This is a genomic window from Pseudoalteromonas sp. AWM4_233 (genome assembly GCF_056158285.1).
In genome coordinates, this window is the sequence record NZ_JBSWSZ010000113.1 from 337290 (window position 1) to 352664 (window position 15375).

The window sequence follows — 15375 nt, forward strand, 5'->3', positions numbered from 1 at the left end:
TTTAGCATTATTCTAGTATATCTGAAGGTATCATTTTTTGGGTGCTGTTTATGCAGCGCAAGTGCAACTGATGAAATATTCCCTCACTAAGGCTCATACACATGGCTAAATGACGACACAACGTTAAGGAGCCAATTATGAAAACAGTGTTCAAAAACCTACTAGCCTTGTCTATTGCCAGTATTATTACTAGCCAAGCAGCACATGCGACTGTACCTTTAAGCGACTATGAGTATGTCGGTTATCAAGGGCAAAAAGTGGCAGCCCAGAAAGGCTCTTTTACAGTGCCAGAAAACAGAGCAAAACCCAATGGTAAGCAACTTGAACTAACCTTTGTGAAATTCCCAACCACCAGCAAAAAACCAGGTAACCCGATTGTTTACCTGTCAGGCGGGCCCGGCGGCAGTGCAACTGGTACAGCAAAAAGAAAACGTTTTGAAATGTTTAAGCAGTTAACCCAGGTATCGGATGTCATTTTATTTGACCAACGTGGTACTGGGCTATCTAATCAAAATAGAGGCTGTGTAGGTGCAAAGCCTGATTTAGCTTCTCCAACCATTTGGCAAGAGGCCATCACACAAGTGAGAAAAAACATCAAAGATTGTGTGACGCTATGGAAAGATATGGGCATTGATCTAGCTGGCTACAATACCAAAGAGAGCGCCGCTGATTTAGTTGCTTTAACAAACGCACTAGGCTCAAAAAAGATAAACTTATGGGGCATTAGCTATGGTAGTCATTTGGCATTTACCACTGCTAAATACCACCCACAAATTATCGATAAAATGGTGCTTGCGTCATTAGAAGGGCTCAGCCATACCATTAAATCTCCACAACGAGTAGACGACCTAATTTCTCAAGTAAGTGACTTATTAGCAAATCGTGAAGACACTAAAGAAAAGTATCCAAATTTAAAAGCGGACTTAAGCCAAGTGATGCAGCAGCTTAAAGCCGAACCTCAAATTGTCACTACGCGTATTATGGGCAGCAAAGAGCTTGTGAAAGTCGGCATCAGCGATGTAGATGTACAGTTTACACTTAGCTATGTGTTTTTAGTTGACCCGCAACACCTCGCAAAACTGCCTAGAATTGTAGCCGATATGAAAGCGGGTAACTTTGCCGAGATTGGCACTTATGTAGGCACTATAAAATCAAGAGCAGGTAGTTACAACCCAATGTCAGTGGCAATGGATTCGGCATCTGGTATCGACAAGAAGCGTTGGCAGCAAGTTCAGCAAGAAGCGAAAACTTCATTGGTCGGCAGAACCACCAACTTCCCCTATCCTGATATTAACGACTTAGTACCTGTCGCTGATTTAGGTGATAATTTCAGACAAGAGATCACTAACAGCCCTATTCCGAGTTTATTTGTAGCGGGCACTTTCGATGGCAGAACCCTTTATCAAAGCCAAGTTGAACTGGCTAAAGGTTTTAAAAATGGCAGTGTGTTAACCGTAGAAGGTGGCGGTCACAATGTGTATATGACCAGTCCGAAAATCGGTGAAAAAGTGGTGCAGTTCTTACAAGGGAAACCTGTACCTAGTCAAACCATTCAATTAGCCGCTCTGGATTTTGAATAAAAATTTACTAAGCAGTTGGTTTAATATTTAAATCAACTGCTTTACTCAACATATTTTCAGCAAAACCTAAGAACTAACAAGCATGCAAAAGTGTACCTTGCTTACCATAACAAAGTACGTTTTCGGAAATACCCGATTTATTTCTTACGTTTTCTAACAGCTCTGAATTAATTTCTAATTTACCCGCTCTAACTTTTTTTCCATCTCCAGCAAGACCAGTTTCACCTAACCACTCTATCTCACAGCCATTATTTATAAACACACTTTTCCAATATGGGGGAACCATTAAACCTATGATTGAAGAAATGTTATGAGCAAGGCAATATTCTATATAAGCAATAACTAACTCTTTAATTACTTGGCTTCTTTGCTCGACAGGTAAATTTTTGTCTATACAAAACCGGCTACCTTCCCAAACGCTCTGATCCGAGGGCAAATCAGTAAAAGAAACTAGGTGGGGGAAAACATCTTTAAGCATGTATGGCTTAGTGGTTGGGTATAGCCTAGCGACTGCTTTTACCTCACCTTTATCTCGCCAAACAAAATAAATCGTTGCAGGGTTATCGTACTGGTCATATTCCATATTATTGAAGTATGGGACATCCCAAGACTGTCTTTCTATTAAACTTTTGTATCTCAAACGGTGTTGACTTGCGATAGGGTTGCCATCAAACCTATGCGCGCTAGCGATGGTTACGCATTCAATTGTCATTCTAATCCTTTATATTTTTGATTATATTTTTACATAGCCAGTTGAGTAGGAAAGTGAAGTTTCCTTATCAGTTATGGCATGTATTTTACAATCATTGAAAAATACACCAATGCATTAGCAAAAAGCTTTATTTTTAATGAAATTAATCTCATTAATCAATCTACAAGAGAATAAAGACAGATTAAGTTGAATGTCGCTGTAAGTAACTTACCAGGATATTTACGTAATACTTCTAAAACTAACTAAATTAACGATAAGATTGCCTGTAGAATCTTGCCTACTCTTTTTTGCTGCTAAGCATTTTTCAGATTTATGCATAATCAAAATAACCATCGATTATAAATACCCCAGATTTAATGAGTTTTTTTAAATATTACTTTGTCATCGTTTATGGTCATTAGCACTTTGATGTCTTTTATTTTTAGAGGCGAAATACGCGTCGGATCATTATCTAAAACCACAAAGTCCGCTTGCTTACCAGGCTCTATAGACCCTTTTATATCTTCTTCAAAGTGCTGATAAGCGGCCCAAATCGTCATTGCTTTGATGGCCTCGACAGGGGAAAGTTTATGGTTTTCACCCAGTACCTTACCTTTGCGAGTTACACGGTTCACGGCACTGTCGATTAATCGCATCGAATTCGGAAAAGTTACAGGAGCATCAGAGTGAATAGTAAAAGGCATATTTGCGGCTTTAACCCAACCTGTCGGTGAAATATTCTTTGCCCGCTCAGGACCTGCTACTGAGTCTCTATGCCAGTCACCCCAATAAAATGTGTGCATAGGGTACAAAGCTGGAAAAATTCCCAAAGCTTGTAATTTTGCAACTTGATCGTAACGTGTAAATTGACCATGGATCATGACAGTACGATGATCGCTCAACGGCGTCTTTTGATTTATTTGACCAACAAGGTCGATTAACTGTTCTATCGCGGCGTCGCCATTGGTATGAACAAGTAGCTGCCACTTCTTTTTATAAGCCAATTGTAATAAAGCTAATGCAGCTTCATCATTAAATGCAGGGTAACCGGAATAGTCATGATTTTGCCCAGCTGGAGGAATTAAATAAGGTTGAGTGAACCAAGCTGTTTTACCTTGAGGAGAACCATCGAATGTTAATTTTACCCCACCGATCCGAAAGCGGTTTTGATAAGTTTTAGACATTAAATCACTATTCAAAATAGGCGCATCTTTTAGCACTTTGAGGTCAGCATAGGAAATAATATCAATATCAAAGCCTTCTTTAGCAGCAATCTCCGGCAATAATTTCAATGTTGATAAGTCTGACTTACCATCTTGTACTGTTGTAAAACCATTAGAAGCATAACTGCGCTCTCCTGCTTTATACAAACGGATTAAATCTTCGGCTGTAAACTGGGGGATCATCTTAAAAAAGACCATAAAATGTGCATTTTCTTGCAGCACGCCATTGGGTGTTTTGCCATCGGCTTCTCTTTCTATAACACCACCAGGCGGATCCACCGTTTCGGATGATATTCCCATTAATTCGAGGGCTTTACTGTTATAAACACCAATATGCCCTGACTGATGCATTATCACTACAGGCAACTCGGTGCTTACCGCATCCAGATCATGACGAGTTGGATGACGCTTTTCTGCCAATTGAGAGTCGTCATAGTTAAAACCTAGTACCACTTGATAGTCTTTTACGATAGACGAGGTGTCTCGAAATCGGATCAGAGCATTTTGTAGTTCGGCAATGTTATTTACGGGGCCATCTGGTGCAGGCAGAAGATTGGCAACAATTGATTGTGTACCTACACCAGCAAAATGACTATGGGCATCAATAAAACCTGGCGTTAATGTCTGCCCTGTTAAGTCAATTATTTTTGTGTTCTGACCTTTAAGCTCCAAAACTTTTTCATTGTCACCTACTGCTAATATTAAGCCATTTTGAGTTGCCACAGCCTCAGCACTTGGCTGCCTATCGTTTGCAGTGATAATGGTGCCATTGATGTAAATGGTATCGGCAATAGAAAGTTTAGACTTATGCGTACATGAAACAATGCAAAGTACACTGATTAATAATACAAATAAATGCTTCATAATACTCCCTAGAATAAATTTGAGCTAAATTTATGCTAGTTGAGCCTGAGGTTATATGCCAATTTCTGTGAATAAATACACTAACTTGCGAAGTTTATAACCCTTGCAAGGCAAGCTCTACGCCTTTTTGGGCATGAATATCAGTGGTGTCATATAAAGGAATGCAAGTGCTATTTTGGTTTACGAGCAATGCAATTTCAGTACACCCTAAGATCACAGCTTGCGCACCTTGTTCATGAAGGTGGGTGATAATCTTAAGATATTGCTCTTTGGAATCTGCTGTGGTTATACCACGGCATAACTCATCATAGATAACATGGTGAATTGTTTCTCTATCACGCTTGTCAGGCACGATAACTTCAATGCCAAACTTATCACTCAGACGGCCTTTGTAGAAGTCTTGCTCCATGGTGAACTGAGTGCCTAGTAGACCCACTTTTGAAATACCATCTTGAACTAGACGCTGTGCTGTCGCATCGGCAATATGAAGAATGGGAATGTTAATTTGTGCTTCTATTTCTGGCACTACTTTATGCATGGTGTTAGTACAAATCATCAAAAAGTCTGCACCAGCACGCTCTACTGACTTTGCAGCATCGGCGAGTATTTCTGCGGTATCGGCCCATTTACCTTGATGTTGTAACTGTTCAATCTCGTCGAAGTTAACACTATACAAGCAAATTTTTGCCGAGTTTAAGCCGCCAAGTTTCGCTTTAATGCCTTCATTCAAGGCCTTGTAATAACTTGCCGTAGACTCCCAACTCATCCCACCTAATAGACCTATTGTTTTCATTGTGAGCACTCCTGTTGATATATTTTCATACATTCACTTTTTCAGAAAATATCTAAAGCAGCAACCCTGTTTTATCAGTATGGTTTTTAACGGCTCGTTGCTATCACTTTGTTTTGGGCACTTTACTTCTGAGCAATGATATAAGTATGCAACTCTGGATATTGATCAAACTCCAGATGCTTAATGGTACAGCCCAACTCCATTAACAACGCCACAAAACCATTTGTGCCTAAAGAAGAGTAATAAACCTCAGGACCCATAGCGCAGTTAGTATGTGCGCCTTCTGACTCTGTGCCACCGAACGAAAAAATAAACACGCCACCCGCATTTAAACTGTTGACGATTTTAGCGATAACATTGCGCTGCTCATTTAAAGGAATATGCCAAATACTGTCCCATGCAGAAATAAAGTCATATTTATGGGGTAAGTCGTAACTGCAGATGTCAGCGTGCACAAAAGCGATTTGCGGGTGTCGCTCTTTTGCAAGCGAGAGCATCTTTTCAGAGACATCAAGCCCTGAAACATCAAAACCAGCCTGAGACAATAATGTAATAAAACGCCCAGTTCGCCCACAGCCAATATCGAGCGCTTTTCCTCTGTTGTTGGAAAAAGCTATTGCTTTTTCATGCTGCGCGATACCGTTAGACATGTTGAAAGTGTCTTCGGCCCATCTCTCGGTTATTTGATCATAGGCTTTGCCTATTTCTTCAGGTTTCATGGCAAAGCCTTACTTGCTGGCAAATTCTTCTAGTGCAGCCATTGCATGCTCTGCCTTGTCGGTTTGTACAAAAATATGATCATGAAAAAACGCCGCCACTACATTCGCACTAATACCATGTTTAGCCAGTTTAGTAGAAACAGCAGCGGTTAACCCCACAGCATCTAAGCTTGAGTGCACAGTTAAGGTGATCAGTTTAAACACACCATCAAATTCTAGTTTAGCTTGTTCTGCTTGTTGCTTTTCAACAATTAAAGTAAGCCCTTCTTTCTCCATAAAGGTCGCAATTGGTTGCAGCGACACAACCTCTGAAAGCGAATTTTTTACAGTACAAAATACAAACTCACCTGCTTGTAATTCAGGTGACATACTTTGCAAAAGCGTCTCTAATTCTTTAATGCCTGACATGTTTTCTCCTTACATATTAATTTATTACAATTACAACCTTATCAAAGACATTGGCACAAATCGTATGCCATTAAACTCACCTTCTTCCTCGGTTATTTCAAAACCATGTTTTAAATAAAAATCGACGGCATTAACTGCTGAACGAAGTTTTATCTCTTGCGCATCTGTTGAATCAAGTAAGTATTGCAGTAACGTTTGCCCTATACCTCGACCTTGTGCTTGATGCGACACAAACAAATGCGTGAGGTAATTTCCGGCTCTCATTGCGGCAAAGCCTAATAATGTGTCGTTTGATATTGCTTTTACAGTTACAAAGTCATCATTGTCGAATGTCGTTTTTATATCGGGTAGCACGCGTGCAATATACTCTTGCTTACCTTGCTCATTAAAATGCGGTAGCACAGCAACTTTAGAGACGGCTTCGACTAAATTTGTAATAGCGGTTAAGTCTTCACTGTTAACTCTCTGAATTTCCATATTTTCGCTCCTAAACTGAAGAAGTAAGTTCCTTTTGGGTCACATTTGGCTCATAAAAAGCCCATGAGTCTGCACCATCAAAATAACGAATATTGACTTGCTCTAATATATCTCGTTTGAACATTCTTAGATTTACAGCCATTCGGTCAGCATTGCCTAACTCAGTCGGGGTGTAATGGGTTATACATCCACAACCGATGCAATGATGAAAGTCGATTAACTTATCACCATGGTTGTAGGTTTTTGTCTCGCTTTTTACCGAACTAATTTTGACGTTTTGAGGAGAGAAGTAGGCCCAAATTGCTCCATACCTATAACAAATTGAGCAATTACAACTCGTAACTAAATCAATGGGTTGTAACAGCTCTACGGTGACATCACCACAATGACAGCTCGCTTGCATAATACTTCCTTATTTTCACTTAAGTGGAACACCTTAACACTAAATCCTTAAGATGCTCGCCAAAATTTTTAAACGCCTTACAATAGCGTGTTTTGTGATATGTATACTCTCAAGGTCAAATTTTGAAACTCAGCAAACGCTTAAAATTAATCGAGTCTATGGTGTCACCTCACTATGATCATATTTGGGACTGCTGCTGTGATCATGGTTATTTAGGCGCTGCGCTTTTAGATAAGAAAAGCAATGAAACCGTACATTTTGTCGATATTGTACCTGAGCTGATGCAAAGTCTCGAAAGTAAGCTGCAAGCATTTTATGACGAGCATAACTGGCAAGTTCACTGTTTAGATGTGTCTCACCTGCCTTTACAAAATTATAAAGGCAAACATTTAGTGATTATTGCTGGCGTGGGTGGCGATTTAACCGCGCAATTTATATCAAACATTAATGCGCAACATCCAAACTTAGACATTGATTACTTAGTTTGCCCTGTGCATCACTTATTCATGCTAAGAGCCAAGCTAAATGAACTGAAATTAGGTTTAGTGCAAGAGGCTTTAGTTGAAGATAAAAAACGTTATTACGAAGTCATGTTGCTGTCATCTGAATCAAACAACCAGCCAGTCTCGGCGGTCGGTGAGCAGATCTGGCACGCTGACAATGAAGTACAACTCGAAGTAGCCGAACGATATTTAAAACAAACGCTCAGCCACTACCAGCGCATTGCAAAAGGCAAAAATAACGATGTTGCACACATTGTTTATGCCTATAAGCAAATTGTGCCGTCGATAAAGCCTTAATGCCAAGACTCTGGAAGTTAAATTACTACAACGACATAAAACTAATGTGCAGACCAATGCTATTTTCAAAGCCTTCATCATTAAAATAATGACTATAGCCAAGCTGCACATGAATACGACGAGTGAACTGATATTCAATGAACGGCTTCACATAACTCGAGCTTTTGAAATTATCGAGCTCTTGCTCTTCACAGCTGCTACAGCGGAAAATGGAGCGACTAATGTTGTTATAACGATAACCGCCAAGTACACCTATGGTGAGGTTTTCGACTAAGTGATCTTTTAAAATTAAACCCAATTCGCCATAAATTGAGGTGCCCGTCACACTCGACTCTCGACTTAGCTTCTCGCCCGTAACGGCGTTTTTTACATCCTCACTAAACGGGTTATCGTCTTCAATATACACATAGTCTAAACCGATGGCGAACTGGTAAAAACTACGTGGTTCACCTTTGTAATAAATACCAATGGAATGGGCCATATCGTCTACTTGCATATCGAGTTCAGCGCCTTCATTGATGTCATTGACACTCAAAGCCTGATAACTAAATCCATAAGAATAATTATAAAAATTAACGTTTTCGGCTTTGCTTACACCACTTAACAACAGGGCACCAGCAAATAAAGCATGTTTAGCGTACTTCATACTGCTCTCCTTCTATTTGGTATTCGCAGCACAGCTCTTTACGGCATGCACAAAGTGCTTAACGGTGCGAGCGCTATAAAAAATAATACTGTTCTGATATTCGTAGTTATAACTGCTGTCTTCAAATTTATTATGCGGTGTACCACTCCAAACCTTACCCATGGGAATATTTGGGAAAGCAAATGGGTTTAGCGCTGGCTCCTCACAGGCAAATTCATTGTTGGCTTGTAGCTCTTTTATACTAGGTAAACGCCAATTCGAATTTGGACTTTCATCATTGAGCGTAGCAACATATTGATAAGCTTGCTGCCAATCCATAAATTCGGCTTCACCTTGTTCGCAATCTTCGCCGCTTAATCCGGCAGCGCAGCGTTTCCAAATTAGCCCTGTTTGTTTATCGAGAATATTGCCTTGTTCGTCATGTAAGTAACGCTCAGCGGGGCTGGTAAAACTGATTTTTTCATTACAACGTTGCTTTGAGGCAAATTGCTGACGATTCACCGCAGTGATTTCTGTGTCACTCAAGGTGCTCGAAAAGGCATAGAGATTGGGAGTGCCTCTTACCGCGCGCACCATTCTTGGCTCTGAGCTAACGCCTCCAGCAACACGGCCATAACTAAAGCCGACCGACCATGAACTATTAGAATCATCCGCATCTAGGTTGCTAGTCCAGTAAAAACCTAGCTTAGTATTAGGGAAGTAATCTGCATCGATACTCGGTTGAGAGCGCCCATAATGCACCAAGTCTTGTAACTCGATTTTGTTAGGCAGTCGCCAATCATCAAACCCACAGAGTTTTTTGGTATTGAGCTTTTCAAGGTAACTTTGCGTGTCGCAATTATCATCGCACACGCCATTATCTGCGGTTGAGTAGTCTGGTAAGTTTTCATCAAACCAAGAGTAAGAAAAGCTGCTGTCTTGAGGTAAACCAGAACCTTCGGGGCTCTTAACTTCCCAAATTAGGCCAGTGACATTATCAAGTACACATTGCCATTGCTCGGCATCAGCCGCTAACGGCTGACCTTGCGCATCTAGCTTGGTGTAATCAAAGCTCGCATCACCCGCCCCAACTTTCAGTAAGTTAGCTTGTGTATCTCTGCCTGTGGTGCAGTCTTGGTTGAAACCCGACTGTAAATCACATTGCGGTAAGTTAGTGTCAGGATAATCCCCCGCAAACGTCACGCCGGTATCGTTATAAGGCGACACAATTTCATCACAGGAGCATTCGCCGTCGCATTTTGCAATTTCAATTCGTGCTAAGGGTGCAGTTGTATTTGCATTTTGCGAATTTCCCGCTGAGTTTGAAGTCGTATTATTCGCTGTCGTTTGTTTATTTTCAGCCACAGGCTCATATTTACAACCCGCTGTTAAGCCCAGTAAAACCAATATTGGCGCAGTTTTCAGTAATATCATGGTCCATATCTCATTTGTGCCTATTCAATAAAAACCAACGCTCAATTTTTATACCAAAAAAAATTGCGCACAAAGTTTGCAATTTCCCCAGTTAATTTTACAACTTAAGTATATCGATAAGGATTTTTAGGTAGTAAATCCATCGCGCTTATACTGCTAGATCATAAATAGGACTGATTATGGAAACTGTCGACCCCCTCTTAATTGCGTTTTTACCTAAAGACATCCGTTCGATGTTTTTCCCTTATGCCAGCGTGCAACTTGGCGCTTTGATTTTGAACTTGCTAATGGGCTTTATTATGGCGAGTTTAATTGGCTACCACTTTAGAAAGTACGCCAGTGCATTTTGTAATCGCCAAGACTTCTCTCGTCTTTTCCCACTGCTTATGCTCACGGTTATTTTGATCATCACTGTGGTCAAAGCGTCGCTTGCTTTAGCGCTTGGTTTAGTTGGCGCATTATCGATTGTGCGTTTCAGAACACCCATCAAAGAGCCTGAAGAGCTTGTTTATTTATTCTTAAACATAGGTGTCGCCGTTGCTCTAGGTGCCGGACAAACCCTTGCAGCCATTGTGGCTTGTGTTGTGACTTTATTGTTAGTGACTTGGGTTAAGAAGCGTCACAGTAAAGATGTGCAAGAGAACGGCTTATTTCTATCGCTCAACTATCGCAGCGATGACCCCGATGTGAGCATTGCTATTTCGGATGTAAAAAACATTTTAGAGCAATATGTTGATCGCCTTGAATTGCGCCGCTTTGATACTGGCGAGCAACACTTCGATGCCGCTTTCTTTATCTCAATCAAAGAAGCCAAACAAATCGATGAATTCATGCATGCATTGAAGCAAAAGTACCAAGGGATCAACATTTCACTGCTTGAGCAACATAATATTGCGGGAGTGTAGTTATGAGACTCGATACGCCTAAAGCCGCCTACACCCCACCCGAACGCAAGGCGTTTATGTTGGGCGTGTTAATTCTTATATTACTGTTAATACCCTCAGTGAATGCAGTAAAAATAGCCCTGATCCATAACGGCTATGTTGCCCACTACGAAGATGGTAAGAGCAAACTCATTCAATTGGTGCAAGACATCAGCCTTGCACCTAAGCGCCTGCTGACTGCCGATAAAGACTTGCCTGTTATCAAAGTTGATATTAAATATCAGGACTGGCTCAAACTTGAACAAGATAGAAACAACGCGCTTAAAAACGGCATCATTGCCGAGCAGCGCAATCAAGTGAATGCCACCCTTTATTTAAACCAACAAAAGTACTTTGCCAAAGTGCGTCTTCAAGGTGACATGCTTGATCATGTTAGCAACGACACCCGCTGGTCATTGCGCTTTGAACTGAAAAAGAAAAAAGCCTTATTTGAATCTAGAAAATTTGCTTTAGTCGCCCCCAATGTGCGCATTCATCAAGGTCCTAGCTTATTCAGTAAAACGATGGAGTTGGCTGACTTTGATATTATTGCGCCTAAAAACATTCCAGTTCGCGTCGTGCTAAACGGCGTCGATTGGGGCACCATGTTTGTAGAGCAAGCCTTTAGCCAATCATTACTTGCTGTGAATGATCGTACCGAAGGATTAATAGCTCGACTCGATATACATGAACAAACTCAAAATAGTGCCGGTGAGATCACGCGCGTGCTTAAACCTCGAGAGCTGCAACGCGGCACCATTCTCGGCAACCCAGCTCTGAGCCAACAAAGACAAATTGCACTTGCGCTGCTGGATGACTTTTTAAATAAAAAACGCCCTGCCAGCGATGTATTTGATGCTAAAAAAATGGGTCAATACTTAGCCACGGTTGACCTGTGGGGCGCATGGCATGCACTCACATGGAATAACTGGCGCTGGTATTACAATCCGCATTTAGCCAAATTTGAACCAATTCAAAGTGATGTAGCGGTTACACCAGCTAAACACAATTGGTTGATGACACCACCAAGCCACGACTTTGTATTGTCAAAAGCCATGTTAAATGACCCTATTATTCGCTCTCATTATGATGTGGCCAAGCAAACCTTAATTGAACGTATTAATCAAAATTTAATCCCTGAATTACAAGCCTATGAGCAAACACTACTGAACAAATTACATGGCGACAGCCCGCTATTGGCGCCTTTTGATTTAACGGTTATGAAAACCCAAGTCATGTGCTGGCAAAGTGATTACCAAGGTGCTGGTTGCCAAAATATTGGTCAGTTTGATGCGAGCCTGCACCAACATATGCAAGATTACGCAGGCCACGCCAATTGGGATATCTTAGCGCGCTTTAATTCTAGATCTGGAACTGGCGTATTAAAACTCGTAAACAACGATAAGGAACCACTGCACTTAAAAAGTATCACCGGTCTTAATCGCTATGAAGATCGCTCTGAGCTTGAAGAGGTTAACGCGGACTTTCCTCGGATATTGAACCCTGGTGAGACACTCGACATTAACTTACCTGCTGACATTGTCGCAGTTGATTTACGTGCCGCTTTAGCGAGCAAGAAAATTGCAACATTTCAGTTTAAAAAAGACATCGCGCCACTGCACTTTATTCCTCGCCCACAACCTTTAAATACTTCATTAATGGGTCAATACCCGTTTATTGAAGTCAATGAAGGGCATTGGTTTGTAAAACCCGGAACTTGGCAAATTAACGACTTTTTGGTGACTCCTGATAACACTGAGTTGGTTTTGCCTGCAGGCGCTCACTTAGAGTTCGCTACCAAAGCGGGCTTGATGGTGTTCGGCCACTTAACAGTAAAAGGCACTGCGGATAACCCTGCGTCATTAACTAAACAAGTCAGTAGCCGAAAATGGTCGGGACTCAGCGTGTTCTCAAACGAGTACAGTCCTAAATCGGTTGTTAGACACCTCAACATTAGCTATTCAAGCAACCCGAAGCTGGGCTTATGGCAACCACGCGGCGCAACCTACTTTGTTAAAACACCAGTGTTACTTGAAGACATTCACATTAGTGAAAACCAATCAGAAGATGGCTTAAATATCATTAATGGCGATATCGAAATTAATCGCATGTTAATAACCAATGCACTGTCTGATGCCTTTGATTGTGACTTCTGTGTGGGCACCGTCAATGACAGTGAGTTTAGAAGCATAGGTTTTCGCTCTGGCGGGGACGGTATCGACGTCAGTGGTTCAAAACTGACCCTCAATAATGTGTCATTCAATGGTGTAAGAGACAAAGCCATATCGGGTGGTGAACGCAGTCATTTAATCGTTAATACTGCCCGCTTTAATAACGTTAATTTCGGCCTAGTTGCCAAAGACGATACCAAGATAACAGCAACCAATATCACGGCTGAGAATATTAAACACCATGCCCTTATGAGCTATTCGAAAAAGCCAATTTTTGGTGGTGCAATTTTAGATGTCAGTCAGTTTGATTGCTTAGACACGCAATGTGAAAATAAAATCACCGTCGAAACTGGCAGCGTACTTACCATTAATGGTACCGCAATAGATAGCCAAGACCTCGATGTAAAGGGCCTTTACAGAACAATTATGAAATCGGATAAACCAAGATGAATACAGATAACACACCAAATTATCGTTTCGAGGTTAAGATCCCTATTCCGCTTAACCGTTTAGAAGAAGTTAGAATATGGCTAATGACCCATGCTTTATGGTTTAAGCCGCATTTTCCTGATCGAGATGTAAACAGCTTATATTTGGACACCCCTCATTTAGAACGCTATGAAGAAAACCTCAGTGGGATCAGTGTCCGCAAGAAAGTGCGCATTCGTTGGTACAACCAACTCGATGATGCCAATAAAGCCAAACTGGAGTTTAAACATCGTCAGGGAGGCAAAGGTTACAAGGTCACTTTCGATACCCAATTTGATTTTGATGATCCAGAGTTTAGCTGGGCCAAAGCACTTAAACTCAGTTTCGACAAGCTGCCTGAGCAAGGGCAGCTACTCTGGGGCGTTGAGCACACGCCCGTGCTTATCTGCCGATATACGCGCCAGTATTTTATTTCGAACTGCCAGAAAATTAGGGCGACATTTGATAAAAACATTTGCGTCTATGATCAAAGGTATAAAGCCGATGCAAACCTGCACAGAAGTGTGCCGCTCGGAGATTATGTGCTACTTGAGCTCAAAGCCGATGCTGAATTTGAGAAAGAGCTAAGCCGTTTGTTAGCTACTTGTCCGCTTCGTCAGTCCCGTCATTCAAAGTATGTGAATGGCATTCGACAACTGATGTGGCAATAACTATGTTGTGCGAGGGGTTAACCCTCGCCTATAGCCACAGTTGAGACCGCGTTAGTTCACTCCCTGTAGGCGCGATTTTATATCGCGCAAATTGCACCTTTTTGAGAGAGTTAACCCCTCGCCTGCAATCACCATTGAAACCGCACAACTTCCCTACCCGTAGGCGCAACTTTACATCACGCTTTGCAATACATTTAAAATACGTCATAGTATTTAACAACTTAAAACAACAGCGATATCAACATGATGAAATACACTTTTTTAGCCACGCTGCTCATCTTTAGCACATCGAGCTTTGCAGCCATCAAAGCGAAAAAAGAAATCTTACTCGACAACACAGACGTTGAAGTGATCAGAGCCACTTACCCTGCGGGCAGCGAATCAGGCGTACATACTCATGTTTATGCAAACCGCGTTGTGTATTTTGTTAAAGGTGGCGTACTTGCCATCACGCCTGAAGATACCAATAAGCCAGACCGTATTATTACTGTAAAAGATGGCCAAACTATGTATATGCCTGGCGGCACGCACAATGTTAAAAACATCGGCGACACTGAAATCATCATCGTTGAAACTGAAATCAAAAACAGCAAGCTGTAATTTTCATATTTTAAAAAGTAAAGCTGTGGCGATCTCAAAATTAAGACTCTTTCTTCTACTGCCTTTTATAGGCCTAGCAACTGTCTATTTGTTGGGCTGTGCAGCCAAAAGCAACGTGCATGTCATTGCACCTCAGTGTTCCCCAGATGAACTCACAAAGATTTACTCTGCCTTAGAGGAGATTAAACGGGTAAGTGTGGTCAAATCTGACGCTGAGTTGCCAAATGGCATGCTTCATAATTCGATTCTTATGCCTAAGTTAGTTCAAGACTTCACTGTCATTGAAAATTTAGCCAACACATTAACTTCCCATGGGTTCGAGACACATATCAGCTATATCAACAACTTTAACCATCACTATAAAGATGAACACATTGGTGTGTATATTACTCACTGTACTCTTGCCACCAGCACTTCAAAAGAAATCTCAAATTAATTCGCAAATTGCAAAACAAGTTTCAAAACGAAATTTAAAAGTTTCGTTTTAATAAGAATCAATAAGTTACAATTGGCACACACTCTGCT

General features: G+C 41.2%; 16 protein-coding genes. 7 read left to right on the forward strand and 9 right to left on the reverse strand.

The window, feature by feature from the left end; translation table 11 throughout:
- Window positions 1–137 precede the first annotated feature (137 nt).
- A complete protein-coding gene (locus ACXAC4_RS23025) occupies window positions 138–1580 on the forward strand; it encodes an alpha/beta fold hydrolase (protein WP_475165952.1) in 1443 nt (480 codons plus the stop codon).
- A 73-nt stretch (window positions 1581–1653) separates the two neighbouring features.
- Here ACXAC4_RS23025 and ACXAC4_RS23030 read toward each other — a convergent pair whose 3' ends face one another.
- The 7 genes from ACXAC4_RS23030 to ACXAC4_RS23060 all read right to left on the reverse strand — a co-directional run bounded on the left by ACXAC4_RS23030 (window position 1654) and on the right by ACXAC4_RS23060 (window position 7158).
- Window positions 1654–2292 carry an acyl-homoserine-lactone synthase gene (locus ACXAC4_RS23030; protein ID WP_475165956.1) on the reverse strand — a complete coding sequence of 213 codons (639 nt, stop codon included), beginning with the start codon at window positions 2290–2292 and terminating at the stop codon, window positions 1654–1656.
- Window positions 2293–2645: 353 nt separating this feature from the next.
- Window positions 2646–4358 (reverse strand): amidohydrolase, encoded by a 1713-nt coding sequence (locus tag ACXAC4_RS23035; RefSeq protein ID WP_475165957.1) that lies wholly within the window; start codon window positions 4356–4358, stop codon window positions 2646–2648.
- A 94-nt stretch (window positions 4359–4452) separates the two neighbouring features.
- Window positions 4453–5151, reverse strand: coding sequence for an aspartate/glutamate racemase family protein (locus ACXAC4_RS23040; RefSeq protein ID WP_475165958.1), 699 nt, complete (start codon window positions 5149–5151; stop codon window positions 4453–4455).
- A gap of 122 nt (window positions 5152–5273) precedes the next feature.
- A complete protein-coding gene (locus tag ACXAC4_RS23045; RefSeq protein WP_475165963.1) occupies window positions 5274–5870 on the reverse strand; it encodes a class I SAM-dependent DNA methyltransferase in 597 nt (198 codons plus the stop codon).
- Between the two features lie 9 nt (window positions 5871–5879).
- On the reverse strand, window positions 5880–6278 hold the full coding sequence (locus tag ACXAC4_RS23050; protein WP_475165967.1) for an ACT domain-containing protein: 399 nt from the start codon (window positions 6276–6278) through the stop codon (window positions 5880–5882).
- 30 nt (window positions 6279–6308) lie between these two features.
- Entirely contained in the window at window positions 6309–6755 is a 447-nt protein-coding gene (locus ACXAC4_RS23055; RefSeq protein WP_475165969.1) for a GNAT family N-acetyltransferase, read from the reverse strand.
- Between the two features lie 10 nt (window positions 6756–6765).
- Complete coding sequence (locus tag ACXAC4_RS23060; RefSeq protein WP_475165971.1) at window positions 6766–7158, reverse strand: GFA family protein; 393 nt, start codon at window positions 7156–7158, stop codon at window positions 6766–6768.
- 122 nt (window positions 7159–7280) lie between these two features.
- Between ACXAC4_RS23060 and ACXAC4_RS23065 the strand changes: the two genes are divergently transcribed.
- Window positions 7281–7958, forward strand: a complete 678-nt coding sequence (locus tag ACXAC4_RS23065; RefSeq protein ID WP_475165973.1) for a tRNA (adenine(22)-N(1))-methyltransferase — start codon at window positions 7281–7283, stop codon at window positions 7956–7958.
- Window positions 7959–7983: 25 nt separating this feature from the next.
- On the opposite strand, the gene ACXAC4_RS23070 is transcribed toward ACXAC4_RS23065, so the two are convergent.
- Together ACXAC4_RS23070 and ACXAC4_RS23075 are read right to left on the reverse strand one after the other, a co-directional pair.
- Window positions 7984–8604 carry a hypothetical protein gene (locus ACXAC4_RS23070; protein ID WP_475165976.1) on the reverse strand — a complete coding sequence of 207 codons (621 nt, stop codon included), beginning with the start codon at window positions 8602–8604 and terminating at the stop codon, window positions 7984–7986.
- A 12-nt stretch (window positions 8605–8616) separates the two neighbouring features.
- Window positions 8617–10017, reverse strand: coding sequence for an Lcl C-terminal domain-containing protein (locus ACXAC4_RS23075; RefSeq protein ID WP_475165979.1), 1401 nt, complete (start codon window positions 10015–10017; stop codon window positions 8617–8619).
- Between the two features lie 179 nt (window positions 10018–10196).
- Between ACXAC4_RS23075 and ACXAC4_RS23080 the strand changes: the two genes are divergently transcribed.
- The 5 genes from ACXAC4_RS23080 (at window position 10197) to ACXAC4_RS23100 (ending at window position 15286) form a co-directional block, all read left to right on the forward strand.
- Window positions 10197–10922, forward strand: coding sequence for a DUF4956 domain-containing protein (locus ACXAC4_RS23080; protein ID WP_349287699.1), 726 nt, complete (start codon window positions 10197–10199; stop codon window positions 10920–10922).
- Between the two features lie 2 nt (window positions 10923–10924).
- Window positions 10925–13561, forward strand: coding sequence for a CotH family protein (locus ACXAC4_RS23085; protein WP_475165981.1), 2637 nt, complete (start codon window positions 10925–10927; stop codon window positions 13559–13561).
- Window positions 13558–14250 carry a polyphosphate polymerase domain-containing protein gene (locus ACXAC4_RS23090; protein ID WP_404395529.1) on the forward strand — a complete coding sequence of 231 codons (693 nt, stop codon included), beginning with the start codon at window positions 13558–13560 and terminating at the stop codon, window positions 14248–14250. The genes ACXAC4_RS23085 and ACXAC4_RS23090 overlap by 4 nt, the downstream gene beginning before the upstream one ends.
- A gap of 243 nt (window positions 14251–14493) precedes the next feature.
- A complete protein-coding gene (locus ACXAC4_RS23095; protein ID WP_475165985.1) occupies window positions 14494–14850 on the forward strand; it encodes a cupin domain-containing protein in 357 nt (118 codons plus the stop codon).
- Window positions 14851–14875: 25 nt separating this feature from the next.
- Window positions 14876–15286 (forward strand): hypothetical protein, encoded by a 411-nt coding sequence (locus tag ACXAC4_RS23100; protein ID WP_475165988.1) that lies wholly within the window; start codon window positions 14876–14878, stop codon window positions 15284–15286.
- The last annotated feature ends 89 nt before the right edge of the window (window positions 15287–15375 follow it).

Excerpts from the sequence above, each read along its gene's own strand:
- ACXAC4_RS23075 (WP_475165979.1), bottom strand. The coding sequence starts at position 10,017 with ATGATATTACTGAAAACTGCGCCAATATTGGTTTTACTGGGCTTAACA.
- ACXAC4_RS23070 (WP_475165976.1), bottom strand. The coding sequence starts at position 8,604 with ATGAAGTACGCTAAACATGCTTTATTTGCTGGTGCCCTGTTGTTAAGT.
- ACXAC4_RS23080 (WP_349287699.1), top strand. The coding sequence starts at position 10,197 with ATGGAAACTGTCGACCCCCTCTTAATTGCGTTTTTACCTAAAGACATC.
- ACXAC4_RS23025 (WP_475165952.1), top strand. The coding sequence starts at position 138 with ATGAAAACAGTGTTCAAAAACCTACTAGCCTTGTCTATTGCCAGTATT.
- ACXAC4_RS23090 (WP_404395529.1), top strand. The coding sequence starts at position 13,558 with ATGAATACAGATAACACACCAAATTATCGTTTCGAGGTTAAGATCCCT.
- ACXAC4_RS23095 (WP_475165985.1), top strand. The coding sequence starts at position 14,494 with ATGATGAAATACACTTTTTTAGCCACGCTGCTCATCTTTAGCACATCG.
- ACXAC4_RS23040 (WP_475165958.1), bottom strand. The coding sequence starts at position 5,151 with ATGAAAACAATAGGTCTATTAGGTGGGATGAGTTGGGAGTCTACGGCA.
- ACXAC4_RS23045 (WP_475165963.1), bottom strand. The coding sequence starts at position 5,870 with ATGAAACCTGAAGAAATAGGCAAAGCCTATGATCAAATAACCGAGAGA.
- ACXAC4_RS23055 (WP_475165969.1), bottom strand. The coding sequence starts at position 6,755 with ATGGAAATTCAGAGAGTTAACAGTGAAGACTTAACCGCTATTACAAAT.
- ACXAC4_RS23035 (WP_475165957.1), bottom strand. The coding sequence starts at position 4,358 with ATGAAGCATTTATTTGTATTATTAATCAGTGTACTTTGCATTGTTTCA.
- ACXAC4_RS23060 (WP_475165971.1), bottom strand. The coding sequence starts at position 7,158 with ATGCAAGCGAGCTGTCATTGTGGTGATGTCACCGTAGAGCTGTTACAA.
- ACXAC4_RS23030 (WP_475165956.1), bottom strand. The coding sequence starts at position 2,292 with ATGACAATTGAATGCGTAACCATCGCTAGCGCGCATAGGTTTGATGGC.
- ACXAC4_RS23050 (WP_475165967.1), bottom strand. The coding sequence starts at position 6,278 with ATGTCAGGCATTAAAGAATTAGAGACGCTTTTGCAAAGTATGTCACCT.
- ACXAC4_RS23085 (WP_475165981.1), top strand. The coding sequence starts at position 10,925 with ATGAGACTCGATACGCCTAAAGCCGCCTACACCCCACCCGAACGCAAG.